The sequence below is a fragment of the Vibrio bathopelagicus genome, from assembly GCF_014879975.1.
Lineage (GTDB): Bacteria > Pseudomonadota > Gammaproteobacteria > Enterobacterales > Vibrionaceae > Vibrio > Vibrio bathopelagicus.
The window spans coordinates 305,822-330,139 of sequence record NZ_CP062500.1; the positions used below are offsets into that span (position 1 = coordinate 305,822).

The 24,318-nt window shown below is 43.8% G+C and carries 33 protein-coding genes and 1 rRNA gene; 29 read left to right on the top strand and 5 right to left on the bottom strand.

What is annotated here, in order from left to right; translation table 11 throughout:
- Positions 1 to 10: 10 nt before the first annotated feature.
- The 4 genes from IHV80_RS01470 to IHV80_RS01485 form a co-directional block, all read right to left on the bottom strand.
- Positions 11 to 472: a chemotaxis protein CheX gene (locus IHV80_RS01470; protein WP_017059940.1), complete on the bottom strand. Its 462-nt coding sequence runs from the start codon at positions 470 to 472 to the stop codon at positions 11 to 13.
- A gap of 17 nt (positions 473 to 489) precedes the next feature.
- On the bottom strand, positions 490 to 948 hold the full coding sequence (zur, locus tag IHV80_RS01475; protein ID WP_192889838.1) for a zinc uptake transcriptional repressor Zur: 459 nt from the start codon (positions 946 to 948) through the stop codon (positions 490 to 492).
- Positions 949 to 1,431: 483 nt separating this feature from the next.
- Positions 1,432 to 2,823 carry a KAP family P-loop NTPase fold protein gene (locus IHV80_RS01480; protein WP_192889839.1) on the bottom strand — a complete coding sequence of 464 codons (1,392 nt, stop codon included), beginning with the start codon at positions 2,821 to 2,823 and terminating at the stop codon, positions 1,432 to 1,434.
- Positions 2,824 to 2,829: 6 nt separating this feature from the next.
- Positions 2,830 to 3,435: a LexA family transcriptional regulator gene (locus IHV80_RS01485; protein WP_102579405.1), complete on the bottom strand. Its 606-nt coding sequence runs from the start codon at positions 3,433 to 3,435 to the stop codon at positions 2,830 to 2,832.
- 134 nt (positions 3,436 to 3,569) lie between these two features.
- Between IHV80_RS01485 and IHV80_RS01490 the strand changes: the two genes are divergently transcribed.
- From IHV80_RS01490 to IHV80_RS01580, 21 genes are all read left to right on the top strand, one after another.
- Positions 3,570 to 3,824, top strand: a complete 255-nt coding sequence (locus IHV80_RS01490; RefSeq protein ID WP_004735837.1) for a pyocin activator PrtN family protein — start codon at positions 3,570 to 3,572, stop codon at positions 3,822 to 3,824.
- An 11-nt stretch (positions 3,825 to 3,835) separates the two neighbouring features.
- Positions 3,836 to 4,030 (top strand): hypothetical protein, encoded by a 195-nt coding sequence (locus tag IHV80_RS01495; RefSeq protein WP_192889840.1) that lies wholly within the window; start codon positions 3,836 to 3,838, stop codon positions 4,028 to 4,030.
- A 2-nt stretch (positions 4,031 to 4,032) separates the two neighbouring features.
- On the top strand, positions 4,033 to 4,209 hold the full coding sequence (locus tag IHV80_RS01500; RefSeq protein ID WP_192889841.1) for a hypothetical protein: 177 nt from the start codon (positions 4,033 to 4,035) through the stop codon (positions 4,207 to 4,209).
- On the top strand, positions 4,206 to 4,397 hold the full coding sequence (locus IHV80_RS01505) for a hypothetical protein (RefSeq protein ID WP_017055726.1): 192 nt from the start codon (positions 4,206 to 4,208) through the stop codon (positions 4,395 to 4,397). The genes IHV80_RS01500 and IHV80_RS01505 overlap by 4 nt, the downstream gene beginning before the upstream one ends.
- 18 nt (positions 4,398 to 4,415) lie before the next feature.
- On the top strand, positions 4,416 to 6,281 hold the full coding sequence (locus tag IHV80_RS01510) for a replication endonuclease (protein ID WP_192889842.1): 1,866 nt from the start codon (positions 4,416 to 4,418) through the stop codon (positions 6,279 to 6,281).
- A gap of 64 nt (positions 6,282 to 6,345) precedes the next feature.
- Positions 6,346 to 6,654 carry a hypothetical protein gene (locus tag IHV80_RS01515; protein WP_017055729.1) on the top strand — a complete coding sequence of 103 codons (309 nt, stop codon included), beginning with the start codon at positions 6,346 to 6,348 and terminating at the stop codon, positions 6,652 to 6,654.
- Positions 6,647 to 7,156 (top strand): hypothetical protein, encoded by a 510-nt coding sequence (locus IHV80_RS01520; RefSeq protein WP_192889843.1) that lies wholly within the window; start codon positions 6,647 to 6,649, stop codon positions 7,154 to 7,156. The genes IHV80_RS01515 and IHV80_RS01520 overlap by 8 nt, the downstream gene beginning before the upstream one ends.
- Complete coding sequence (locus IHV80_RS01525) at positions 7,149 to 7,586, top strand: hypothetical protein (RefSeq protein WP_192889844.1); 438 nt, start codon at positions 7,149 to 7,151, stop codon at positions 7,584 to 7,586. The genes IHV80_RS01520 and IHV80_RS01525 overlap by 8 nt, the downstream gene beginning before the upstream one ends.
- Positions 7,561 to 8,310 carry a hypothetical protein gene (locus IHV80_RS01530; RefSeq protein ID WP_017055732.1) on the top strand — a complete coding sequence of 250 codons (750 nt, stop codon included), beginning with the start codon at positions 7,561 to 7,563 and terminating at the stop codon, positions 8,308 to 8,310. The genes IHV80_RS01525 and IHV80_RS01530 overlap by 26 nt, the downstream gene beginning before the upstream one ends.
- A gap of 139 nt (positions 8,311 to 8,449) precedes the next feature.
- Entirely contained in the window at positions 8,450 to 8,578 is a 129-nt protein-coding gene (locus IHV80_RS25280; protein WP_017055733.1) for a hypothetical protein, read from the top strand.
- Between the two features lie 3 nt (positions 8,579 to 8,581).
- A complete protein-coding gene (locus IHV80_RS01535; RefSeq protein WP_017055734.1) occupies positions 8,582 to 9,412 on the top strand; it encodes a major capsid protein P2 in 831 nt (276 codons plus the stop codon).
- Positions 9,413 to 9,423: 11 nt separating this feature from the next.
- The gene (locus tag IHV80_RS01540) at positions 9,424 to 9,756 is read left to right on the top strand and encodes a hypothetical protein (RefSeq protein ID WP_192889845.1); all 333 of its coding nucleotides are present in this window, start codon (positions 9,424 to 9,426) and stop codon (positions 9,754 to 9,756) included.
- Complete coding sequence (locus tag IHV80_RS25285) at positions 9,756 to 9,881, top strand: hypothetical protein (RefSeq protein WP_017055736.1); 126 nt, start codon at positions 9,756 to 9,758, stop codon at positions 9,879 to 9,881. The genes IHV80_RS01540 and IHV80_RS25285 overlap by 1 nt, the downstream gene beginning before the upstream one ends.
- Before the next feature lies 1 nt (position 9,882).
- Entirely contained in the window at positions 9,883 to 10,074 is a 192-nt protein-coding gene (locus IHV80_RS01545; RefSeq protein ID WP_017055737.1) for a hypothetical protein, read from the top strand.
- On the top strand, positions 10,071 to 10,445 hold the full coding sequence (locus IHV80_RS01550) for a DNAase (protein WP_102364514.1): 375 nt from the start codon (positions 10,071 to 10,073) through the stop codon (positions 10,443 to 10,445). Before IHV80_RS01545 ends, IHV80_RS01550 begins: the two co-directional genes overlap by 4 nt.
- A gap of 3 nt (positions 10,446 to 10,448) precedes the next feature.
- The gene (locus IHV80_RS01555; protein ID WP_017080092.1) at positions 10,449 to 10,880 is read left to right on the top strand and encodes a hypothetical protein; all 432 of its coding nucleotides are present in this window, start codon (positions 10,449 to 10,451) and stop codon (positions 10,878 to 10,880) included.
- Positions 10,877 to 11,482, top strand: a complete 606-nt coding sequence (locus tag IHV80_RS01560) for a hypothetical protein (protein WP_192889846.1) — start codon at positions 10,877 to 10,879, stop codon at positions 11,480 to 11,482. The genes IHV80_RS01555 and IHV80_RS01560 overlap by 4 nt, the downstream gene beginning before the upstream one ends.
- Position 11,483: 1 nt before the next feature.
- Positions 11,484 to 12,125 carry a hypothetical protein gene (locus tag IHV80_RS01565; protein ID WP_192889847.1) on the top strand — a complete coding sequence of 214 codons (642 nt, stop codon included), beginning with the start codon at positions 11,484 to 11,486 and terminating at the stop codon, positions 12,123 to 12,125.
- A 20-nt stretch (positions 12,126 to 12,145) separates the two neighbouring features.
- Positions 12,146 to 12,616 carry a structural protein gene (locus tag IHV80_RS01570; RefSeq protein ID WP_192889848.1) on the top strand — a complete coding sequence of 157 codons (471 nt, stop codon included), beginning with the start codon at positions 12,146 to 12,148 and terminating at the stop codon, positions 12,614 to 12,616.
- Positions 12,617 to 12,711: 95 nt separating this feature from the next.
- Entirely contained in the window at positions 12,712 to 12,909 is a 198-nt protein-coding gene (locus tag IHV80_RS01575; RefSeq protein ID WP_048667348.1) for a hypothetical protein, read from the top strand.
- A 313-nt stretch (positions 12,910 to 13,222) separates the two neighbouring features.
- On the top strand, positions 13,223 to 13,588 hold the full coding sequence (locus IHV80_RS01580) for a cupin domain-containing protein (RefSeq protein WP_192889849.1): 366 nt from the start codon (positions 13,223 to 13,225) through the stop codon (positions 13,586 to 13,588).
- Positions 13,589 to 13,697: 109 nt separating this feature from the next.
- Here the strand turns inward: IHV80_RS01580 and IHV80_RS01585 are convergent, their stop codons facing one another.
- The gene (locus IHV80_RS01585) at positions 13,698 to 14,768 is read right to left on the bottom strand and encodes a site-specific integrase (RefSeq protein WP_192889850.1); all 1,071 of its coding nucleotides are present in this window, start codon (positions 14,766 to 14,768) and stop codon (positions 13,698 to 13,700) included.
- A 110-nt stretch (positions 14,769 to 14,878) separates the two neighbouring features.
- Here IHV80_RS01585 and dusA point away from each other — a divergent pair, with 110 nt between their 5' ends.
- The 8 genes from dusA to IHV80_RS01625 all read left to right on the top strand — a co-directional run bounded on the left by dusA (position 14,879) and on the right by IHV80_RS01625 (position 24,249).
- Entirely contained in the window at positions 14,879 to 15,880 is a 1,002-nt protein-coding gene (gene dusA / locus IHV80_RS01590; RefSeq protein ID WP_192889851.1) for a tRNA dihydrouridine(20/20a) synthase DusA, read from the top strand.
- Positions 15,881 to 16,101: 221 nt separating this feature from the next.
- Entirely contained in the window at positions 16,102 to 16,323 is a 222-nt protein-coding gene (gene pspG, locus IHV80_RS01595) for an envelope stress response protein PspG (protein WP_192889852.1), read from the top strand.
- Between the two features lie 135 nt (positions 16,324 to 16,458).
- Positions 16,459 to 17,127 carry a TIGR04219 family outer membrane beta-barrel protein gene (locus tag IHV80_RS01600; RefSeq protein WP_192889853.1) on the top strand — a complete coding sequence of 223 codons (669 nt, stop codon included), beginning with the start codon at positions 16,459 to 16,461 and terminating at the stop codon, positions 17,125 to 17,127.
- A gap of 191 nt (positions 17,128 to 17,318) precedes the next feature.
- Positions 17,319 to 17,549: a hypothetical protein gene (locus IHV80_RS01605; RefSeq protein WP_004735813.1), complete on the top strand. Its 231-nt coding sequence runs from the start codon at positions 17,319 to 17,321 to the stop codon at positions 17,547 to 17,549.
- A 123-nt stretch (positions 17,550 to 17,672) separates the two neighbouring features.
- Positions 17,673 to 19,538: an assimilatory sulfite reductase (NADPH) flavoprotein subunit gene (locus IHV80_RS01610; RefSeq protein WP_192889854.1), complete on the top strand. Its 1,866-nt coding sequence runs from the start codon at positions 17,673 to 17,675 to the stop codon at positions 19,536 to 19,538.
- Positions 19,538 to 21,265, top strand: a complete 1,728-nt coding sequence (gene cysI, locus IHV80_RS01615; protein WP_192889855.1) for an assimilatory sulfite reductase (NADPH) hemoprotein subunit — start codon at positions 19,538 to 19,540, stop codon at positions 21,263 to 21,265. The genes IHV80_RS01610 and cysI overlap by 1 nt, the downstream gene beginning before the upstream one ends.
- The gene (locus IHV80_RS01620) at positions 21,258 to 22,034 is read left to right on the top strand and encodes a phosphoadenylyl-sulfate reductase (protein ID WP_192889856.1); all 777 of its coding nucleotides are present in this window, start codon (positions 21,258 to 21,260) and stop codon (positions 22,032 to 22,034) included. The genes cysI and IHV80_RS01620 overlap by 8 nt, the downstream gene beginning before the upstream one ends.
- Before the next feature lie 660 nt (positions 22,035 to 22,694).
- Positions 22,695 to 24,249, top strand: a 16S ribosomal RNA gene (locus tag IHV80_RS01625).
- Positions 24,250 to 24,318 lie beyond the last annotated feature (69 nt).

The window sequence follows — 24,318 nt, forward strand, 5'->3', positions numbered from 1 at the left end:
GCGGTTGTCTCTATTCGAAACAGATCTCGATGAAGGCATTACCCCATTGAGATGAGAAAGGCATGATGATGATTGCTCCGTCACACTTGTGACGAATCGTGTGGCCTTTACCTGAAACAACGATCGGTGTTGCCATATCGAAATCAAATCCGCTTTCTGCAAGAATACGTTTTGCGCCGCCAGTCACCATGTTGGTAATTTCACCCACCATATCGGTTACTTCTTCGTTCAAGCCATTCGGTCGCTCACCCAACATGTTTTCCATGATTTCTAGGGCAAGACCTTCATCAAAGGTGATCGACATCGAACCACGAGATTGTGTACCAACCATACCAATCAGGCCGGATACATCACCACGAGCGATTTCATCTTTCTTAACTCTCGGTTTTTGTGGCTTCAACTCTAGGGAAGCCATCGTTTTTAGCACATTCATTAAAGAAGCTAAAAACGGGTTTACAAATTCAGCGCGCATAATGTTCTTCTATAGTCTTATTCTTTCATATCAGAGGAGCAGGCTTGGCATATACCATGAGATTCAATAACGTGATTCGTTAATTGAAAACCGTGCTTCTCCGCGTTGTTAGCGAGTTGAGTGATAAGAGCATCGTCTTGTAGCTCTATTACCGTGCCACATTTATCGCAGATTAATAGCTGCGAAAAGTGTTGGTTTGCATTACATGAACAGCAACATATGAAGCTGTTGGTTGACTCAACTCGATGAATGAAACCTTGTTCCAACAAAAAATCTAAAGCGCGATAAACTGTAGGCGGTTTGGCTTGCGGTTCACTCTGCTTTAATTGCTCTAACAATTCATAGGCACTAGAGGCTTTTTTATTAGAGAGGATGAGCTCAAACACGCGCTTTCGTTGGGGAGTTAGTCTAACTCCTCGTGATGCGCATATCCCTTCAACTTGCTCTATCAATGTGTGGTCCAAATTTTTCACCATTCAATCGGACATCCCTAATCAAACACTATTTCTAGGTTACTTTATTTTGGGAGCCAATGATTTCTATTAAAGTCAGGTACAGAGCGTATTGTGACCCACGACTTTGAATAAGACAAGGTAACTCAAAATGACATTGTGACTCAAGGCATAACTGATTAATGAGGCTGAATTAGAGATCTGGTGAATAGGTTTATAAAAAAGTGTGAGGCAAAGTTCATATAGCACAAACAAGGCATAGCATTTACAATAGCCGACCTTGCTTTTGCTGGGTATTCCAGCATATTTTTTTGACTCGCTACTAGGGTACTTTTGCCATGACACATTCATGTAGGTTGTCCGTCGCTCCAATGCTCGATTGGACTCACTTTTAAGCAATACCAGTAGTTAAAAGCAAGTCATACGTACTATATGCGTACCAACCGAACATTCTCACCTATAAAAATATAGCTCTTGTTACTGATGATTAGAGTAAACCCTAGTCATTTATTCTTGGAAAAAACCTGCAAATTCAATTAAAGAAAAGTGTTCGGTGAGACTAGCTTCGTTCAAAAAACCTTTTGTAAGAGATTCTTGGATTAACGCGCAAGCCACTTCATCAGACATTGAACCTGTTATTTTCGTATTGGAGTAAGCATCGAATGCTTCTGGCTTTTTATGTGTGCTCCAGGGCCCTGCAGCATAGTATAAAATTGCTTCTACACTCTCGTTGTGTTGTTTGGTTAGTTCGAACCTTACTGGTATGCCTTTGATTTTATCAGAGCCAGATGAACCATAGCGACTATTGTAGGGGTTATTATTGTTGTTTTTGAGAGTGCTGTAACGATCGGGGTAGCATCTTTTAAGTAGTGAAAATACAACTAAAACTATGATTCTATATGATTTTTCTTGGCTTTTAGCTATATCAATAACACTTATTACTTTTTGTATTTCTCTGAGAGAACAAGTTCCATGCCATTTAAAAGTAGCATCGATAAAGTCGAGAACTCTAGGGTGTAAATCACTCTCTGTTAGGTAATTTGCTATTGTAGTCTTTATAAATTTTGCTCTATTTGGTGCGGGTAAAGTCGCAGAATTATCAAAAAATCGACTTAGATAGGTAAGTGAGTCAAAATTTGCACCGTATATTGATTTGATTGAGTGTTGCAACTGGTTTGTATCAGTGGCTAAAACGAATATGAAATTTTTAGTATTGAAGAAGTGCTTAACGCACTCAATTATTTCAATTGCATAAGTAGGGCGACACCTATCTAGCTCATCGATTAATACAAACACAGGCCCATTCTTTTCAGAAAACACGTTCACATAATCTTTGTTCAACTGAACTAATGCATCCTTGAACTCTTCAATCCCTTCTACTCGTTTTTTCTGAGTGAGCATTGCTTTCATAGTGTCTTTAAGTGCGTCACTTAAGTTGCTTTCAGGGATATCAAACTCTTCACTAGCACTTGTTAATAAAGAATCTTCGCCATCCATTCCACCTCTATTCTTGATATACCCTAGAAGTAAGCTAGGTAAGGCTGTTTTGACAAAGTGACTGCCTTTGGATAAAAAATTCTCGATTAAATCTTTGTTTTCCGAAATAGGGGAGATTAATTGTTGGTGAAAAGCGTCCATCAACGCCAACATTGGATCTTTCGTAAAATCAGATTTCCATGCATCAAAATAGACGACTGGGTGATTTTCTTTGAGCTCGTTGTACCAACATTGTAGGAATGTAGTTTTACCTGCCCCCCACTCTGCATTTAAATTAAGGACATAACCATTTTCAGCTTTACTTTCTAAAAACTGAGTGAGGTGCTGTGCGTAAGGTTGATTATTAATAATTTCATAGTTTTCAAACTTTTCACTCGGAGAAACAAAATGAATACTCGACATTGGTTATTACATCCTTTGGCCTGACCAAACCACCTCACCGATGATCTCGAAGTCGTTACCCTTAATCTCTTCTTTTCCAAGTTCCCATGCTTCATAAGCACTATTGTCACTGACTACCTTGATTCCGTTTGGTAGAAATTGAAGCCTCTTCACCATCAATCGATTGTCATATCTGAATACGTAAATTCCATCAGTAGAAAAACCATCAACGCGGTTAACCATTACGATGCTCTGATTTTTGAGAGTAGGGATCATGCTGTCGCCACGAACAGGCATTAAGAAAATGTTGTTTGGGTTAAAACCAAGTTCTTGTCTAATGAATCGTTCACTGAAGACCATCGCGCTAGATTCTTCTTCTTTTTCAACAAGCGCACCATGCCCAGCACTTACCTCAATATCGAAGAACTTCAATTCCAAATAGCCTTTTGGAGTCAATGAGCCACTTTTTGCGATCTCGTTCGCTTTTAGAAAAATATCTTCAGGAATTTTTCCTCGCATTCTCCACGTTTGAATGGTTGATGCTGAAACTCCCAAAGCCTTTGATAAATCAGTGTTTTTTGAAGTTTTGGTTAGTTTCTTAAGTTCAGATATCTGCTCGTCCACGATGCTCATTGAATGCTCCAGTGTGCTCAAAGGTGTTGCAATGTATAAATTATGATCCAATAATGTCTCATGACGACATTGAGACATTCTTGAGTTAATTATAGTTGCTCCTAGTTAACTCACCATAATTGCATAGGTGATTTATGAACACAAACTTCGCATTACTCGCTAGATTTGAAAGCCCTACTGTAGAACTTAAACAAGTCAGCCAAGAGTTTTTTGGTATCACTCCCAAGACGGCAGAACAAAGGGCGAAAGCTTGTGACTTCCCCGTTCCTACCTTCAAGTTACGTGATTCTGAGCGCAGCCCATCGTTGATAAAGATAGAAGATCTAGCTGCTTACATTGATGAACGTCATTCAGAGGCCAAGTGTGATTGGCTATCAGTAAACGGGTAAGGGGATTGAGCATGAGTAGTGTAACGACTCCGATTCACAGCGTTAGCGTAGACCTTTCTCATTCGAGTGAAGCCAAAGAGCTTTTAATGATAGTTAAAGGCCGTTTGTCTTGGTTAAGCCCGTCCTCACCTGAGTTTGAATTTTTATCTCCGATTTATAAGCAGTTGGTCGAAGCCGCAACTTTATTGGAAAGCTTGGAGGAATAGATATGCCAACAGAAGAGGGGCTTGAAATTCTTGCAAACCTAAAAGCCAAGCACTTTCCAAATGGCTATAGCTCAAAGCAACGAGGCGGTAAAGATTACCGCTTCAGCTTCAAAGGACAGGCGGAATATAAGCGCGCGCTAAAGCTTCAAGTCATTAGGCTTCGAGAGGTGGTTTCATGAGCCGTAATAGTAAATATGAAGCAGCAAGGAAAGAGGAAGGACTTAAGAAGGTTACGTTATGGGTGCCGCAAGACAGAGAAAGCGAGTTTCACATGTTGGCAAAAGCATGTTGTGAATTTCGTCATTTAACTTTCAACACTCTGCGCGATACCCAATCAGGTAAGTACATTTCTTTAGAGCGTTTATAACCCGTCACTGGTGACACAATGAGTACCTACAAGCGATTTTATCAACCTAACGTAAATCAATCTTTTGGTCAGTTCGTTTCAAATGTTACTGCGCATCTGCCGATGATGTTGCGCCAAGACATCGACCTCAAGATTGGCATTCGTAAAAAACGAGATAACCCTACTGATCGCAACTTATCCGCGTTCGTTAAAGATCGCGTGTCTTACGTTGATAAAGTCGCTCATCACTTTTCAAGCAAGTTTCCTTTTGGTTTTTCCTGTTATGAGCCTAAGCCTTTAGAGCTTACTCATGACATTCTTATGAGTGACGACTTAATCAAAGACTTTGCCGTCAAGCTGACCGTAGCCTTTGCCGATATCATTAACGATATTGCCATTGTCGAAACTGAAAAGCGCATTGATGGCATTTCTGATAGCTCTCTGGACTACTACGAGGCGTTGCATTACGGCTTTGAACAAATCCGTGACGTGATGTTAAAAGCGTTCATTGAGCCGCCTAGCGCTGATACCTGTGATATAGGTAAGAAGCTCACCATTCAAGACGCTGAAACCATTTTAGAGTGCGCTATTCGTCGTTGTATCGATCCGAAATATTTAACGCGCAAACTTAAACGTCTACGTAAGCAATACATTGAGCACGCTCAAGTGACTCTAGGTAATGTCGGTAAGAAACAAGGTCAAACGCATTACGTCTCGCGTCTAACCCTCTCTAACTTCAAGCAGAAGATGCGTGAGTCAGAAGATTTCATGCAAAACATGGTTGTGATTAGTCATGAGACCATGCAGGAGTTCAACCTTGCCGAAGTCGCCTCACGTACAACCGCTAACCTTGAGAACCGACGTGTTGAACTCGTTGTTCGTAGTCGTGGCGATGAAGAGCGAGCCATTGATATGGGCTTCGAAGGTATATTCATTACATGGACACTACCGTCTCAATATCACCGTAATTCTCCCAAGTGGAATGGTTGCACCGTCAAAGAGGCGCATCAAAACCTAATGGATCAGTGGAAGCTTGCCCGTGCTCACTTTGCAAAAATTGATTTACCTTGGTTTGGTCTGCGGGTAGCCGAACCCCACAAAGACGGAACCCCTCACCTCCATGCGTTTGTCTATTGTGCCCCTGAGCATAAAGCGGACTTCATGCGTATTTGCGCGACGATTGCACGAAATGAAGATGCTGACGAACTTCATACCAAGAAGCAGCGTAAAGCTCGTTTTTACGCCAAACCTTGCGATCCCGCCAAAGGGAGCGCAACGGGGTACATCATCAAATACATATCAAAGAACATTAACGGGGCGCACATGCCAGAAGGTGATGCCGGTGATATTGCTGTGTCGGTTAGAGCGTGGGCAAGTGCATGGGGTATCAAACAGTTTTCACAATCGGGTGCTCCTGCGGTGGGGCTGTGGCGACAGCTGAGACGCGCCAGTAAATTGGACGTGGCCATTGATGAGGATTTAGCGAATCTACATGACCATGCAGATAAATCACGTTGGAAAGAATTTACTCAACACATTGGGGATTTGCGTCTTGCTCATGAAGAGCAATTTAATCAGTACGGTGAAACAACCAAACGGGTGATTGGCCTTAAGTGGTTGGGTCATGTGATCGAGACGTGCAGCGAGCGTTTTTCTATTGTGGCGAAGTGCGATGTGGATGCGTGGAAAGATGAGCGAAGCGAATTAACCCAAAGAAGCGGAGCTTCGTCTTGGAGCACTGAAAATAACTGTAACTCTCCCTTAGTTGAACATCTTCAACGCGTGACCGGATGGAGCGTGGAGGGAGTCCAATGTCTAATCTCACCGCTAATGCGGGGGGCAAAAGTTCAAATAGATAAATACACGAATATCAGTTTCAAAAACAATCGTCTGATTGTGTATTAAACCATTGCCAACGATGTGAATCAGGGGCTAAACACTAAACAACGTCGTGAGACAGAGGAATACTATGAACACACTTTCTAAAGAAGAATGCCAAGCAGAACTAAAACGCCTAGATACTATTGATGGATTAGAGAAAGAGCTTGAAATCGCCTTCGATAAAGTCAAAGACCTATCACCAAGTGACCTACTGACGCTTGCACCCAAACTTTTGATGGGAAATGCCAACCCTCTGACTGAGCTTGGCCTTGACCCTCAATTGGTAGACAAAGCAAAGCTTGTCGCTAAAGCCAACCGCATCATTCGTTCAGAACGTAAAAAGCAGCTTCAAAAGCAGATGGGTAATGTGATTGAAGAGGTGCAAACCAATGAGTAAAACACCGAATCCAACGCGGGGTTATGTCTCTTGCCCAGTGTGTAGTCGAGCGTCAACCGTTCACATGGTAGGCGAAGGCAAATTGATTGATACAGGCGAAACCGTCAAGAACGGGCGTAACCTTGGATTGCTTTATTACAAGTGTCCAAGTTGCGGTAATAGTTCAATGAGTAAAACTGTGAGTGATTATTGTAGTGAGCATATGCAAGAGTCGGTTGCCCAGCTGCCAGTGCTAAACGAAGTCGTTGAGCTTGAGCTAACCGAAGATGAGCCAACGGTCATTGAAGCGCAAACCAATACCGATTCAACTGAAATGACTACGGTAGACCAAACGCTCCCAACCGAAGAAATCCAAGACGAAGTGCTACCACCAAAACCAAGCCTTAAACCGCAATTGCTCAAGGTTGGAGCATGTTTGGGTTTGATTCTCGTGTTGCTCTTCACCATTAAGCGTTTATTGGCAACGCCAAAACCAACGCAGGAGGGTAACGCCAATGGATGAATCAACCGTTGAAATGAGTGCTGACAACCTTGCTGAACTTGATATGTACGTTGCGGAGTTGCAATCGAGCACTTCAACCGAAAACCAACCGAGTGGCAGCACTGAACAAGAACCCGAAGTCGATGTTAGTGAAGCATTGGATGCGTTGGTTACAACGGGGTTAGTGGTTGTTGAGCAAGCTGTGTCGATTATGAAAGACATTGATTTTGAGTTTGATGATCGCGCTAAACAAAGCGTTATCAATGCAGCTCGACCTGTTGCCAAACAATACGGTGGCGCATTGCTTGAACATTGTGGTGATTACATGAACTTGATGACGCTCACCTTGGCGATTTTAGGTTTGTGGTGGGCTTCTAAGAAACAAATCACCGCACTAGAAATGCAGAAAGAAGAGGAGGCGAAGCATGTCGCTAATCGTAAATCCGATTAACTCTAACCCCTCTCATGATGCTGAGCACACCGTTTATTTAGGTGGTACGGGTAGCGGAAAAACCAGTGCTGTGAAATTCATGGGGTTGGTACCCAAAAAAGGACAAGTCTTGTTCTTTGACCCGTACCGAAACTACGCAGGACAAAAGTTTCACGGCCAGATGTGCCATGGCTTTGATGACCTTGCCAAGTTTATCAAAGCGGCAGTGCATGGTCGTCGTGTCGGCTGTTCGTTTAAGCTTGCTTATGTCCCGCCCAAAGGAGCGTGCATGTCAGAACTTGAAGCTTTTAGCGCGATTGCTTGGGCGTTGGGGGATGGTCATAAAACTAAGCTGAATGTGGTGATTGAAGAACTCGCAAGTTGCGCGGAAACCTCTGGAAAGCTCGAAGGGAAAACAGGTGAGCTTTTACGTGGCGGTCGTCAGTTTGGTCATGTGGTTCACACCATCTTTCAGCGTGGACAAGAAGTACCAAAAACCGTAACAAATCAATCGTCAGTTTGGTGGTTGGGCGCGGTAAACTCTGGCGTGGATGCGGATTGGGTTGCCAAACAAAAAGGCATTCACTCAAACGAAGTTGCTGATCTTAAAAGTGCCAAGGTTAATAAACGTCTTATCGGCAAGGCGATCGCGGAATACCTAATTGTTCGTGATGGGATTGGCAACATAGAACGTGGTGCTCTGAACTGTGAAAGTGGGAAGCTCCTATCTCGTAATTATCGCTAAATCCTTTGTGATGCCTCTCTCATTTCAACCTATAGGTTAAAAGTTCTACCTATAGGTTGAAACCTCATGACCTTGTTTCGGTTGTCTGATTTGATAATGACTCTTAAAAACTTTCCAACGTTGTGAAACAGGGGAAACCATGAAAGCAAGTCATAAAGCCATGCTAATTACAGTCGTCTTAGTGCTGTTGGCATTGGCGGTAATCAACAATGTAGGCGCGCTCAAGCCTCTCAAAGAGCAAATCAATGGTAATTCGGGGTGGTTTTAAATTATGGAACTACTGAATACACCATTTAACCCACGTCCACTCGATTTAGACCCTGTTGAAGGAGCTAATTGGGGCAACCAAGCAAGCTTACGTTTGGTTAGTGGTCCAACATACCAATCTATTGAACTGGTAACGAACATTACTAACCCTGCTGATATTGAGCGTGTACGTATCACGTTAAACGGCAAGGAAACGTACAACCTAACAGGTCAAGATTTAGTAGACCTTCAGGAGCATCGCAAACAGTTCACACAAGCGGGTCGCTATGTCATCCCATTTGCAGATTTAACGCTTCGCACCAAAGGCGGTGTTCGCACTGGTGAGCTTGTTACCCTGCAAGGTGAAATCTGGTTTGTGTATATCCAGTTAGCTCCAAAATCGGGTGGTACAGCTGCGCCAAGCATCCGTGCACGTTCTCATACTACACAAGCTCAATCACAGCGTGTTTACTTACCGCGTATTTACTCTTTGTCTTGGTTTGCCAGTGCATCGGGTCGTACTCCGTTTGATTTTTCTGAGCGTTCTCCGCTTCTGTCCTTAAAGCGTATTCACTTCAAAGACTCGTCGATTGATCGCGTTCGTGTTCTTCGCGATAGCGTTGAAGAAATCAATGTCAACAAAGCAGACAACGCATTCGACCTCGCTATCTGTGGCTTAGAACAAAATCCAGATTGGTTCAGTCTTGATTTTGTTCGTACTGGTTTTGGTGTGGAAGGTCGCTTGCCGACTAATGCCATGAAGCAGCTTCAATTCGAGCTCGATAAGTCTCAAACGGGCAGCGTGTCTGTGTTGATTGAAGCGATTGAGCAAGTAGGCGTTATCACAGCGAACTAAGGGGGTGGGCTATGTCCTTACCTGACCAACCGAAAGCCACCGCTAGTTCTGGCAGTTGGTTTGACAGCATCCTTGAAGGGGCGGGTGAACTTGTTGGTGGCGCTGTCGATGTGGTGGGCGATTTTGGCGGCAACATGCTTGGAATCAAGATGGATAACGAGCTAGAACGCGCTAAGTCGGCCAGTCCAGACGAGAATCGCGCCAACAATAACGACTATCAGCAACCCAATGGACAGCCCGTTAATACCAATAGCGGTGTTCAATGGCAGACCATCGCCATTGTTGTGGTGTTGTTGCTTGTAGTGTTAGGCGGATTGGCGTTCGCGCTCAAAGGGGGCAAGTAATGCCAATTCTCTATCTCGGTGTGGCGGGCTTAACTCTTGGGTTTTTGACCGCCAAGGAAATCAACAAATCTGCGTGGATCATTGTGGTGATACTCGCGCTGATTATTTGGCTGAAAATGGGGTGATATGTTTGGAGCAATGACCAGTTTAACGGGCGGTGGTGGTTTAACGGGCGGTAGCGCTGGACCGTCTACAGCCACAAGTAGTAACCAGTCGGGGCAATCCATTGGTGGCATCAACATGGGTGGTGGGGTGAGTCCTTGGCTCATTCTTGCTATCGCGGTGTTGGTCATCGTAGCCCTAAAGGTACTCAAATGATCAAAGTGGTAACGCATTCAAAAAGTACACAAGAGCGATTGCGAGATGCTTTTCGCGCTTGTCCTGATGACTTCGAGTTAATGGAGCAAGCTATAAGCGATGGCCTTGTCAGTATCTACCTGATTCAAGGTGATGACTATGACCTTGCTGTTGCAGGTGAGGTACTTGGCAATAGCTATTTTGTGTGGGCGGTACAGGGAACTGGCGCAGTGAAAGCGACCCGTGAACTGGCAGCTTATGTCAAAAGCAGCGGTTTGAAAGCGATTACCACGAAAACGTATTTTCCTTTGGTGGCGCGCTTATTAAAGCGGCTTGGCAAAGTCTCAAGCATTGAGCGAGATAGCCACCAATTATTACGATGGGAGGTGTAGTGCATGGGTGGTAAATCCAGTTCAAGCAATAGCACCAGTACAAAGAATACCAGTAGTCAAAATGCTATTAGCGGTGACAACCTCGGTGTTGCTCTTAGTGGTATTGAAGGGTCAACGATTAATGCTACGTCTACCGATTATGGCAGTGTGGCTAAATCGTTTGATTTTGCAGGTGACGCGCTCGATGAATCATTAGCGCTCGCCAATGGTGCGCTCAAAGAATACAGCTCAAGTAATAGCGAAAACCTTCAAATGATAGCAGGGCTTGCGGGTAATCAAGCGGCTCAAAATACACAGAACCTCGACAAGCTAACTGAGCTTGCCAAGTTCAAACAAGACAACGGACAAAGCGCTCTCAATAAACAGCAATTAGTTCTTATGGCCGTGATTGTATTTGTGTTTGGTTTTGTTCTGTTTAAGGCGGTAAAAAAATGAACATCACTCTAATAAAAGGGCAAGTCGTTCCCTTAACCATAGAATCTAGTTGGCTTTTTATTGAGTCGTATAAAGGCAAATTGTCAGTTCGATTAGATGATGCTGGCGAGGAATTTACTTTGCCTAGTGGCTCGGTTCTTCGTTATGGAAAACCAATGGGGCGCATCTTACTTAGTGGTGAAGGTAGCCTTTCACTTGAGCATGGGCGTGGGGATTTTACCCCACCAGTTGAAGGGCAAAAGTTAGAAATTCAAACCATGCCGCAAATCGAATTGGTACCTGGTCAAAGTATGAAAGTCAGCGAACTGCCAGAAGTACGTCTTGAACCCAATCAGAGCGTACGCCTTGAACCCAATCAGATAGTAAGCGTAGCTGTTAGTAATGAACTCCTTGGGCGTTCTGGTGAATTGCCAATGCCTGTTCCCGCTAATACCAATCGTAAAGGGATAATTATCAAAGCGCCTGCAAGTAATACAGGGGTGTTGAGTCTTAAAGGTTTTGAGTTAGTCGCGGGTGAGTCGGTCACGCTTGAAACCACAGCGGGATTCACTTTGTCAGGAACAGAGCCTGATACAGATACAGCACATATATTGGAGTATTAACATGCTATTACCACCGCTACCTACGGGTAACAGTCGAAATAAAATCGAATTTCTGTATGAGCACATGAACTCTGGCGAACCCAGTTCTGATGCGCCATTAGCGATACCGATTATTCAAGGTGATTTTTATCGAAGTGGCCGAGATGGTTGGAGCGAAGACCTAGACGGATTTTTGCTTACATACAGTGTCTCTGAGTTCTCCGAATTTGGAGACATGGATATCTTGCCACTGATTTCTTTAGCACCTGAAAGTGATGAGCCCTTTGTTAAGTTTTTCTTCAACCTTTCAACCATGCTTCGCCTATCCAATTTTGAGGGAGAATTGGGCTTTGCTGTTGTTTTAGCTGATGAGCAAGGCAACGTCATCAAATCCCCCGATGGTTACGTTACAAAGTTAGACCTAAAAAGTACGACGGTTCACGGCACTCCTTCAGAGCTAGGGCAGCGAGTCACTGCAAATGAAACGGCTGTCTTATGGGTTGATAAGGAACTTATCAAAGGAAAAGAAAAAGTCATTCTACATCTGATGATAAGAGGCGATGCAGCTTACACCTCCGATAGTGGAAGAACGGACAAAGAAATTTTGTCGAGAGTGTTCCTGCATGGTGGTGATGTGACTTTGGTTGGTTTGGGCGTGTCGTAAGTCTAATCGCAGGAGGCTGCATGATTCGCGCACTTATTGTTATTGCCTTAATCCTTTCTCTATATCAGGGGCAAAAAGTTATGAAATCACAACTTAATCGCGGGGTTCGTAATAACAACCCGCTCAACATTCGCATTAGTGGCAACGCTTGGACGGGTAAGGTCACGCCATCGAAAGATAAGGCTTTTGAAACCTTCTCGGATTCAAAGTACGGCTTTCGAGCCGCAACCAAACTCATCCGCAGCTATCAGAACCTTTATGGACTGAATACGCTCTCGGGCATTATCCATCGTTGGGCGCCAGAGAGTGATAACAACGATACCGAAAATTACATTCAGTTTGTGGCTAGCAAGGTTGGTGTAAATCCTAGTGCCGCTTTAAATCTCTATGACGATCATTTCATGACTCGTCTTGTTCATGCCATGTCCATCATGGAAGTCGGGCGATATTACTCGGTGAATGACGCAGCTGCAGGGGTCGCGCTTGTATGACCAAACAAGAAGTAATGCAACGTTTGGCGGTTGGGATTCTGACCGCTTTAATCAGCGCTTATATCTGGAAGCGCATCAACAGCTAGGGACTAACAATGAAAGTAGATTTTAAACAGTTATCGACTAAGAAAGGGCTTGCGTTAATTGGGGCGGGTATTGCTCTTGCTGCGGGACACCCTGAACTACTTACTGCGAGCGTTTCAGAAACGGGCGTTCAGTATGGAGGGCTTTTGGGTACCTTAGTTCCATTAGCAATTGGCCTATGGGAAACCCTACGTAATGAGTTTAAATGATTATGGTTGAATTACTTCAGTATTTAACATCTATGGGGTTGCCACCGTCGATGCTTGTGATTATCGCGATCTTCTGGAGGCATAACAACCGACTCATACGGCTCGAAACTAAGGTGTTTTAAATATCATTTTTCGTATGACTTTTGTGTATAGAAGTCCACTCATAGTAGTGGATTTTTTATTGTTCCATGAGGCTTGTTTCAGAAATGAAATCTAACTTTCCAATAAAATGCTCAATAGTGGGCTGATGTAGGTGATAGTTTAATGAAATGAGAATTATTTGTGTTATTTGTTGATATGTGTGGTGATTATTATGGATAAAATAAATGTTAATGAAAAATTTGAGTTGTTTTCTGAAACATGGACGCCAAAGATTATAGCTGAATCAAATGGACAGCTAGTTAAGATTGCAAAGGGGGTTGGTGAGTTGCTTTGGCATAAGCATGAGAATGAAGATGAGCTCTTTCTAGTATTTAAAGGGCAGCTTACTCTGCAACTTCGCACTGGTAATATTGTTTTAAATCCTGGAGAAATGTTTGTTGTGCCAAAAGGTACTGATCACTGTCCATTAGCTACACCAGATACTCATTTTATGATGGTTGAACCGTCTTCAACTGCACATACTGGTGAGTTTAAGAATGAAGTGACTATCGAATTTGAAGAGCAAGAGTGGATCTAAATAAATATTGAGATTGGTATCTCTAGTGGATTTATGGACGTAGTGGTCTTTGTTTTTATTTAAAACAGTTGGTTAAACCAAATCAAAGCCATCTTGGATGGCTTTATTACTATTGGTTCTCTTTTAAGTGCAATTTTGCAGGGTATAGTTGAGTATAAACTTGCCAAAGAATGTTTAGATTTCTATGTCCAGTAACTTGAGCAACTTCCTCTATTGAGTAGCCCTTTTCAAACAACCTACTTGCTCCCTCTCTCCGTAAATCGTGATACCTCAAGTCTTCAATTCCTAATTCGTTCCTCACTCTCTGAAAGCCTGCGCTAACGCTTCGTGAGTTGTATGGAAAAATAAGCTCACCTTTGTTTGGTTGTTTTAGTGCGATCTCAAATGACTCGCCAAGCAACGGCACAACCATGTGGTTACCTTCTTTCTTCCTTGGGTCTTTTCTATCTCTAACCAGTATCGTTTTATGTTCTTGGTTAAGGTCTTCCCAACGCAGGTTGCAGACTTCACCAATTCGCATACAAGTAAGAATGCTGAATTCAAGAATGTCGGTGAATGGGATTCGAGTTTTGCCGTTTGGCCTGAATGACTCACGTTGTTCTAATCCAAGCTTTAAACGTTTGAGTTCTTCTGAAGTTGGGCGGCGTGTTCGCTTCTGGCTTTTACCGATTAGCCCCATATCAATGAGAACAGGAATTGCTTCATCAAATATCTGAAAGTTGGCTGCGATATTGAACACAGGTTTCGCTTTTTTCATGACAGAACGGAGGTAAGCAACATCGTGATAGACCGTTGCACCGCCAGCCCCTCCGCCTTTACGGTTTTTACAGTGTTGGATTAAGTCGCTAGTTCTTAGCTTGTCGCTTTCAATCTTGGATATGTCGCAGTCACGCAATAGCTTGACCACGTATTGTTTCGTTCGCCCTGTTTTATCCCATAAATCAGGCTCTTCCATAAACTTGTCCAGAAGTACGTACAGCGGTACGGATTTCTGTCCGGATTCATCAGGGTTTTCTAGCTCAAGAACCCGTTTATTTGCATAGGTTCTAGCGAGCTCTTTTTTCCTGAATGTTTTCGATTCCCTGTGTATAATCGCCGAATTCTTTTTGACTACAATGTCCACTGTGAAGCGTGATTCACCGCTTTTTAGTGTTCTTTTTTTAATGCTAAATGATGCCATTCGTCCTACTCCATCGATACGTACTATATGCGTACTGAGTGGGTGAGTTTGGGGCAACTCTAGCAAATTGCTGTATATATATACAGTATATAGATTTCGAGTAACACCTTATGAAACCTGACAATACTAGTAAATACGCGGCTAACCGCTTATCCGTTGCACCCATGCTCGATTGGACCGACCGCCACTGTCGTTACTTTCACCGTTTGCTTTCTCAGCAGACTCTTCTGTACACGGAAATGGTAACCACAGGTGCGATCTTATATGGTAAGGGTGACTTCCTAGAATATAACGAACAAGAACATCCCCTTGCACTTCAACTTGGTGGTTCAAACCCTGTTGATTTAGCTGCTTGTGCCAAGCTTGCTGGTGAGCGTGGCTATGATGAAGTAAACCTTAACGTAGGTTGTCCTTCAGACCGAGTTCAGAATGGTCGCTTTGGTGCATGCTTGATGGCTGAGCCTGAGCTGGTGGCAGATTGCGTATCGGCGATGAAAGAAGTGACTGATATTCCAATTACTGTGAAAACGCGAATTGGTATCGATGACCAAGACTCTTATGAGTTTCTAACTAAGTTTGTTTCGACGGTTTCTGAAAAAGGCGGCTGTGAGCAATTTACTATTCACGCGCGTAAAGCATGGTTGAGTGGCCTTAGCCCTAAAGAGAACCGCGAGATCCCACCTTTAAATTATGACCGTGCGTACCAAATTAAGAAAGATTTCTCTGATCTTGTGATTGCTGTAAATGGTGGCATTACGACTCTTGATCAAACTAAAGAGCACTTGCAGCACCTTGATGGTGTGATGATCGGTCGTGAGGCATACCATAGTCCGTTTATCTTGGCTGAAGTCGACCAACAGATCTTTGGCTTAGATACGCCAATCAAGAAGCGCTCACAAGTAGTTGAAGAGATGTACCCGTACATTGAGCGTGAATTATCGAATGGTGCAAGCCTAGGACATATATCTCGTCACATGCTTGGTTTGTTCCAAAGTATGCCGGGTGCTAGACAGTGGCGTCGTTACATTAGTGAGAATGCGCATAAGAAAGGCGCGGGTATCGAGGTGGTGCAGGCAGCATTGGCTAAGATTCCTAAAGAGCTAAACGTATAACCTCCCTCGAGGTGAAAATTTTGAGCTTAAAAACTTAAGGCTAAATTCGCCATTAGAGGCTAAATTGACCATCAAGATATTCCCTAAAAGCCACGCATGAAGATGTGTGGCTTTTTATTTGATTGATAAGTAAGGGGTTTACTGGTTTTCTTAACTTGGTATAGAAGCTGCAATACTAGAAAGTAGGAAAGATAGGTCATTAACTCATTAGGGAGACCATTATGTTTGAATTAATCTTTGTTCTTATTTTCGTCGCAACTCTACTTGTCACAGGCATCACGTTTATGACGGTATTGGCTACAACCGGAGTCGCGTTAGCAGTCATGTTGGTCTTAGGTATGATGGGCGTTGTGTTTAAGTTGCTGCCTTGGTTAATTGTGATTGCACTTGGTATCTGGTTTTTCAAAAACTTTGTACACAGTTCTAACCAAAGACGTTACTAAGGTCATGGTGTCGTCAAATCTTTGATCGTCAGCGGTTTATCGTTTTAGAATTTAAGATGTGTGGTAGAATTTTCCCCAATAATCTATGAATGTGCATACAATTAGCACAACGATATGGAATTGGAGCTACCTCAAATGAATAAAATGCCATTAATTGCTTTAGTGGGAATGCTATCTTTAAGCTCGGCAGTATCTGCTGAAGAAGAGTTTTCTTACACGGCTAAAGTCGGTGCCGATATGTGGTGGGGAAGTACAAAGCTAAACGAAGTTAGACAAGATGATGACTCTAACTCTCCTTCGTTGTATGTCGCATTTGAGCACAATGCCCCGATGCTACCAAACGCTAGTTTTCGCTATACTTCTGTCGATGCGGATTCATTGGCCTTCGATAAGTACGACTACACCTTCTATTACACATTGTTAGATCACAAGTTGATGAACTTTGATGCAGGTGTGACGTTCACGCAATACTCAAACTCTAACTACATCGAACCGAAAGCTAATGGTGCGCAAACCAGTTTCGATGAGTTTACTTGGAGTTTCTACGGTAATGCAGAGATCAATGTTCCTGACACCAACTTCGATATCATTGGTACGATGGAGTTCGGTGATAGCAGTGGCATCAAGAGCACTGACTTGATGGCGGGTGTTCAGTACCGAATTCCTGTGTCAAAATCTGAAATTGCCCTGCGTGGTGGTTACCGTGTTATCGATCTAGATTCGGATGAGTTCTTTAGCTCTGAACTAGGCAAGAGCTTTGTTATGGTTGACGGCTGGTTCGCAGGCGCTGAAGTGCGCTTTTAGGCTATTCAAGCTCATTTAGAACGGATTTTAAGAACGTCACTTTATTAAGTGGCGTTTTTTTATATCTATTGATTATATCTTTCTGGAATTAGTTAGCACATTCATCACTTTCGACCATCCTTAATACAGAGATCTAATTAGCGTCTATTCTTATAAGGTCTATGTTGTGGGGTCAAAGCAAGGGATGGAATATGACACTCAATGAATTACGAAATTTATATAGAGAAAACCTGTTAGTTGAAGCAATTATAGAGCCCTCAATTCAAGAAGGGTCTTGGGTTGTGGAGTTTCGCCATATGGGAGGTGGCTTTGTTCTGCTTACTGATGTTCATGGTGAAGAGTGCCATTACGCAGATCTGGACCTAGCATCTAAGTCGGCAATGGCCGTTGGCTTTCAGCAAGTACGCATTGAAAACCAGTAAGTCAATTTACGGTTCAATCGGTTTTTACTTCCAAAAAGTTATAAAACATACTTTTCTATTCTTTCTTGTTATTAAAAGGAGTGGTTAATCTATCGTCACGCAATGATTAGGGATGTCGTGACCATGTCTTTAAATAAGAAAGAGTCTTTACAAAATAATAATGCACAGTCTGGGGCTAACGAGTTACCTGGGCTAGCAGCACCACTTAATGACCAACAATTGGGTCATCTTCAGCAAACTGTTTCTGAATTATCTTCTCAGCAACTGGCATGGGTCAGTGGTTACCTGTGGGGCGTGAGCCAAGCTCAGCCTGTGGGTGCAGCTGCACCTATCGCTCAAGCGGCCGCGGCAGTAGCGGCTAAACCTGCGGGAAAGCTAAGTATTATCTTTGCTTCTCAAACAGGTAATGCGAAAGGCGTCGCTGAATCGCTTGAGGCAGAAGCTAAAGCCTTAGGGATTGCTGTCGAGCTTTTCGATGCAAGTGATTATAAAGGTAAGAATCTAGCCAAAGAGACACACGTCATTTTTGTAGCTTCAACCAATGGTGAGGGTGAAGCCCCTGATAATGCTATTGAGTTGCATGAATTCCTTCAATCGAAGAAAGCGCCAAAATTATCGAATCTACAATACGGTGTGATTGGTTTAGGTGACTCTAGCTATGAGTTCTTTTGCCAAACCGCTAAAGATTTCGATAACTTCCTCGCTAAGCTTGGTGCTAAATCGTTTGTCGATCGCCTTGATTGTGATGTTGATTACGAAGAATCAGCAACGGAATGGCGCGCTAAAGCATTAGAGCAAGTAAAAGAGACGCTATCGACAGGTGCTGAGGCTGATATCGTTCAGTTACCAGTAGGCCAAGCGGCTGCTGGTCATTCGCAATACACCAAACAAAATCCATATACAGCGACACTATTGACGAGCCAAAAGATCACGGGGCGTGACTCGGGCAAAGATGTTCGTCATATCGAGATCGATCTTGATGAGTCAGGTATTACCTACCAACCCGGCGATGCGCTAGGTGTGTGGTATGAAAACAGTTCAGAACTCGCGAATCAGATTCTTTCTAAGGTTGGGTTATCGGGTATTGAAAGTGTCGATGTTGATGGTGACAATCTATCTATCCATAGTGCGCTAGTGAGTAAATTTGAGATTACGACTTCAAACCCTCAACTTGTGACTAAGTTTGCTGAGTTATCGGGCAGCAAGAAGTTAATCAAGCTGGTGGAAGATAAAGACAAGCTTCGTGAATATGCTGGTAATACACAAATCGTTGATGTGCTAGCTGAAAAGAAAACCAAGCTATCGGTTGATGAATTAATTGGCCTGCTACGTAAGCTTACCCCACGCCTCTACTCTATTGCATCAAGCCAAGCAGAAGTAGATGAAGAAGTTCACTTAACGGTTGGTCTGGTTGAATATCAAAAAGGCGAAGAGTCTCGCTTAGGTGGAGCTTCTAGCTTCTTAGCTCAACGCCTTGAAGAAGGTGGTGAAGTGAAGGTTTTTGTTGAGAACAACAATAACTTCAAACTGCCACAAGACGACAGCACACCAATCATCATGGTTGGCCCGGGTACAGGTATCGCCCCCTTCCGCAGTTTTGTTCAAGAGCGTGAAAACAATGATGCTGAAGGCAAAAGCTGGTTGTTCTTCGGTGACCGTACCTTTACGCAAGATTTCTTATACCAAGTTGAATGGCAGAAATATCTCAAGTCTGGTGCGTTAAGCAAGCTTGATGTTGCCTTTAGTCGTGACCAAAAAGAAAAGGTTTATGTTCAAGATCGTTTAATCGAACAAGCAGAGCAGGTTTGGCAATGGCTTCAAGAGGGCGCATACCTCTATGTTTGTGGTGATGCGACTCGAATGGCAAAAGATGTTCATGAAGCATTAGTTACGATAGCGGAAAAACATGGCAATCAGAGCCGCGAACAAGCTGAACAATATATTAATGATTTACGTAAAGCGAAACGTTACCAAAGGGATGTGTACTAATGAGCAAGCAAGTAATAGAGCAAGAAGTGCTAGGTCAAGTACTGGGACCTTTGGCTGATAACGAACGTCTTAAGCGTGAAAGTAAAAATCTTCGCGGTACGATTGAACAAGATCTCCAAGATAGAATTACTGGTGGCTTTACTGCAGATAACTTTCAGTTGATTCGTTTCCACGGTATGTACCAACAAGACGACCGTGATATTCGTAATGAACGCACCAAGCAAAAGCTAGAACCTTTACATAATGTAATGCTGCGTGCGCGTATGCCTGGCGGGATCATCACTCCGAAGCAGTGGTTAGCGATTGATAAATTCGCAGATGAAAGCACCTCTTATGGTTCTATCCGTCTCACAACACGTCAAACCTTCCAGTTCCATGGTGTATTGAAGCCGAACATTAAGTTGATGCACCAAACGCTAAACAGTATTGGTATCGATTCAATTGCTACTGCGGGTGACGTAAACCGAAATGTTTTGTGTACGACAAACCCGGTTGAGTCTGAGCTGCACCAAGAAGCTTATGAGTGGGCGAAAAAGATCAGTGAGCATCTATTACCTAAGACGCGTGCTTACGCAGAAATCTGGTTAGATGGTGAAAAACTAGAGACAACGGATGAAGAGCCAATCTTAGGTAGTAATTATCTACCGCGTAAGTTTAAGACGACGGTTGTGATTCCTCCACAGAATGACGTCGATGTTCATGCGAATGATCTTAACTTTGTCGCGATTGCTAAAGACGGAAAGCTGGTGGGCTTTAACGTGTTAGTCGGTGGCGGCCTTGCAATGACACACGGTGATACTTCTACTTATGCACGTAAAGCTGACGACTTTGGTTTTGTGCCATTAGATAAAACGTTAGATGTCGCCGCTGCGGTGGTAACGACTCAGCGTGATTGGGGTAACCGTTCGAACCGTAAGAACGCAAAAACCAAATACACACTCGATCGTGTTGGTATTGATGTATTCAAAGCAGAAGTAGAGAAACGTGCAGGCGTTGAGTTTTCTGAAAGCCGTCCTTATGAGTTTACTGGCCGTGGAGACCGTATTGGTTGGGCGGAAGGTATTGACGGTAAGCACCACTTAGCACTATTCATTGAAAATGGTCGCTTACTTGATTTCCCTGGGAAGTCTTTGAAAACGGGTGTTGCTGAAATTGCGAAGATCCACAAAGGTGATTTCCGTATGACTGCAAACCAAAATCTGATTGTTGCGGGTGTTTCGACTAGCCAAAAGGCCAAGATTGAGAAACTGGCGCGCCAATACGGCTTGATGGATGACGCTGTTTCTGAGCAACGTAAAAACTCCATGGCGTGTGTGGCATTTCCAACATGTCCTTTAGCAATGGCTGAAGCGGAGCGTTTTCTACCTGAGTTCGTAACAGATGTCGAAGGCATTCTGAAGAAACATGGACTACCAGAAGAAGACAACATAATCCTCCGTATCACGGGTTGTCCAAACGGTTGTGGTCGTGCAATGTTGGCTGAAATCGGTTTAATCGGTAAAGCTCCCGGGCGTTATAACATGCATCTAGGTGGCAACAAGGCCGGAACTCGTATTCCTAAGATGTATAAAGAGAACATCACATCTGCTCAGATCTTAGAAGAGATTGATGCGCTGGTGGGGCGTTGGGCTACAGAGCGTAAAGACAATGAAGGGTTCGGTGATTTTACAATCCGAACAGGCATCATCGAAGAGGTGATCATTTCAAAGAGGGATCTACATGCATAATTCTGTCGCTTCAAAATTGAAGTTAGCAGAACTACTCGCATTGACTAAGACGGAGCAGATACTTCGTCTTGGACAAATTAATGCTGAGTTAGAACAGCTAACAGCAATAGAAAGAGTTAAGTGGGCTCTAGAAAATTTAGAAGGAACGCATGTCGTGTCTTCAAGTTTCGGGATTCAAGCTGCGTTGATGCTGCACTTAGTGACTCAAGCCAAGCCGGACATTCCGGTTATCCTAACGGATACTGGCTACCTGTTCCCTGAAACGTACCGTTTTATCGATGAGTTAAGTAAGAAGTTGACTCTTAACCTGCAAGTATTTCGTTCACAACAAAGCTCTAATTGGCAAGAAGCTCAATATGGACAACTTTGGGAACAAGGTATCGAAGGAATAGAGAAGTACAACAAGCTTAATAAAGTAGAACCGATGAGACGAGCGCTAGACGAACTCGATGCTGGGACTTGGTTTTCAGGATTGCGAAGAGAGCAATCTCAATCGCGTGCAAACCTGCCGATTTTATCTATCCAAAATGGTGTATTTAAATTCTTGCCAGTAATTGATTGGACGAATAAAGATGTTCACTATTACTTAGAAGAGCATGGCCTCAGTTATCACCCACTTCGCGAGCAGGGTTACCTTTCTGTTGGAGATACTCATACGACTAAGAAATGGGAACCGGGTATGACTGAAGAAGAAACCCGTTTTAATGGATTAAAACGTGAATGTGGTCTTCATGAAGATGATGGAGAGCAATATGGCTCTGGGATATAGACTCATTGCTATTTAAAAAGCTGCCTCAAGGCAGCTTTTTTTTAGTTTCTAGGGGATAAAATTAAAGTGATTGTGGATAAGTCTGTGGTTATTTTGTAGGTACTTTGTAGTTAAACCTGCATAAATAAGGCTTTGGGTGTTTATTCGTCATCTAAACCCTATTTTTGTGCTTTTCTGCAATAAACACTTGCCAATGTGACGAACATCTCTATAATGCCGCCTCACTGACACGGTAGACGCCACAAGGCTTCAGCGAAGAATGTTAGTAAGGCAACTAGCTTTAAGCGATTATTTGCTCCTACTTTTAGAAAGTAGAAATTAATTTTCAAAAGTGTTTGACACTGAGAATTAAAACGCTAGAATGGCCGCCTCTTCCGAAGTGATGTAAGTCACAACGAAGAGAAGCTCTTTAACAATTTAAACCTATCAATCTGTGTGGGCACTCGTTGATGAATATCAAAACGTTTTATCGTTAGATGAAACAGATTCTTCGGAATCAAAATTGATTTCAATGAACTGAGTGACCAATACGAATAATTACTTTCTTTATAGAGAGGGGTTATTTGGCACAGTCAATTCATTACCATTCTGTTGGAATGGTAATAGCTTTAAAATTACACAGTAGTTTTGAAGTCAGTATTCGTTGAGTCACAAAATCTTAAATTGAAGAGTTTGATCATGGCTCAGATTGAACGCTGGCGGCAGGCCTAACACATGCAAGTCGAGCGGAAACGACAACATTGAATCTTCGGAGGATTTGTTGGGCGTCGAGCGGCGGACGGGTGAGTAATGCCTAGGAAATTGCCTTGATGTGGGGGATAACCATTGGAAACGATGGCTAATACCGCATAATGCCTACGGGCCAAAGAGGGGGATCTTCGGACCTCTCGCGTCAAGATATGCCTAGGTGGGATTAGCTAGTTGGTGAGGTAATGGCTCACCAAGGCGACGATCCCTAGCTGGTCTGAGAGGATGATCAGCCACACTGGAACTGAGACACGGTCCAGACTCCTACGGGAGGCAGCAGTGGGGAATATTGCACAATGGGCGAAAGCCTGATGCAGCCATGCCGCGTGTATGAAGAAGGCCTTCGGGTTGTAAAGTACTTTCAGTTGTGAGGAAGGGGGTAACGTTAATAGCGTTATCTCTTGACGTTAGCAACAGAAGAAGCACCGGCTAACTCCGTGCCAGCAGCCGCGGTAATACGGAGGGTGCGAGCGTTAATCGGAATTACTGGGCGTAAAGCGCATGCAGGTGGTTCATTAAGTCAGATGTGAAAGCCCGGGGCTCAACCTCGGAACTGCATTTGAAACTGGTGAACTAGAGTGCTGTAGAGGGGGGTAGAATTTCAGGTGTAGCGGTGAAATGCGTAGAGATCTGAAGGAATACCAGTGGCGAAGGCGGCCCCCTGGACAGACACTGACACTCAGATGCGAAAGCGTGGGGAGCAAACAGGATTAGATACCCTGGTAGTCCACGCCGTAAACGATGTCTACTTGGAGGTTGTGGCCTTGAGCCGTGGCTTTCGGAGCTAACGCGTTAAGTAGACCGCCTGGGGAGTACGGTCGCAAGATTAAAACTCAAATGAATTGACGGGGGCCCGCACAAGCGGTGGAGCATGTGGTTTAATTCGATGCAACGCGAAGAACCTTACCTACTCTTGACATCCAGAGAAGCCAGCGGAGACGCAGGTGTGCCTTCGGGAGCTCTGAGACAGGTGCTGCATGGCTGTCGTCAGCTCGTGTTGTGAAATGTTGGGTTAAGTCCCGCAACGAGCGCAACCCTTATCCTTGTTTGCCAGCGAGTAATGTCGGGAACTCCAGGGAGACTGCCGGTGATAAACCGGAGGAAGGTGGGGACGACGTCAAGTCATCATGGCCCTTACGAGTAGGGCTACACACGTGCTACAATGGCGCATACAGAGGGCAGCAAGCTAGCGATAGTGAGCGAATCCCAAAAAGTGCGTCGTAGTCCGGATTGGAGTCTGCAACTCGACTCCATGAAGTCGGAATCGCTAGTAATCGTGAATCAGAATGTCACGGTGAATACGTTCCCGGGCCTTGTACACACCGCCCGTCACACCATGGGAGTGGGCTGCAAAAGAAGTGGGTAGTTTAACCTTTCGAGGAGGACGCTCACCACTTTGTGGTTCATGACTGGGGTGAAGTCGTAACAAGGTAGCCCTAGGGGAACCTGGGGCTGGATCACCTCCTTATACGAAGATACTTACGATGAGTGTCCACACAGATTGATGGTTTAGATTTAGTTAAAGCCAGAGCTTTAA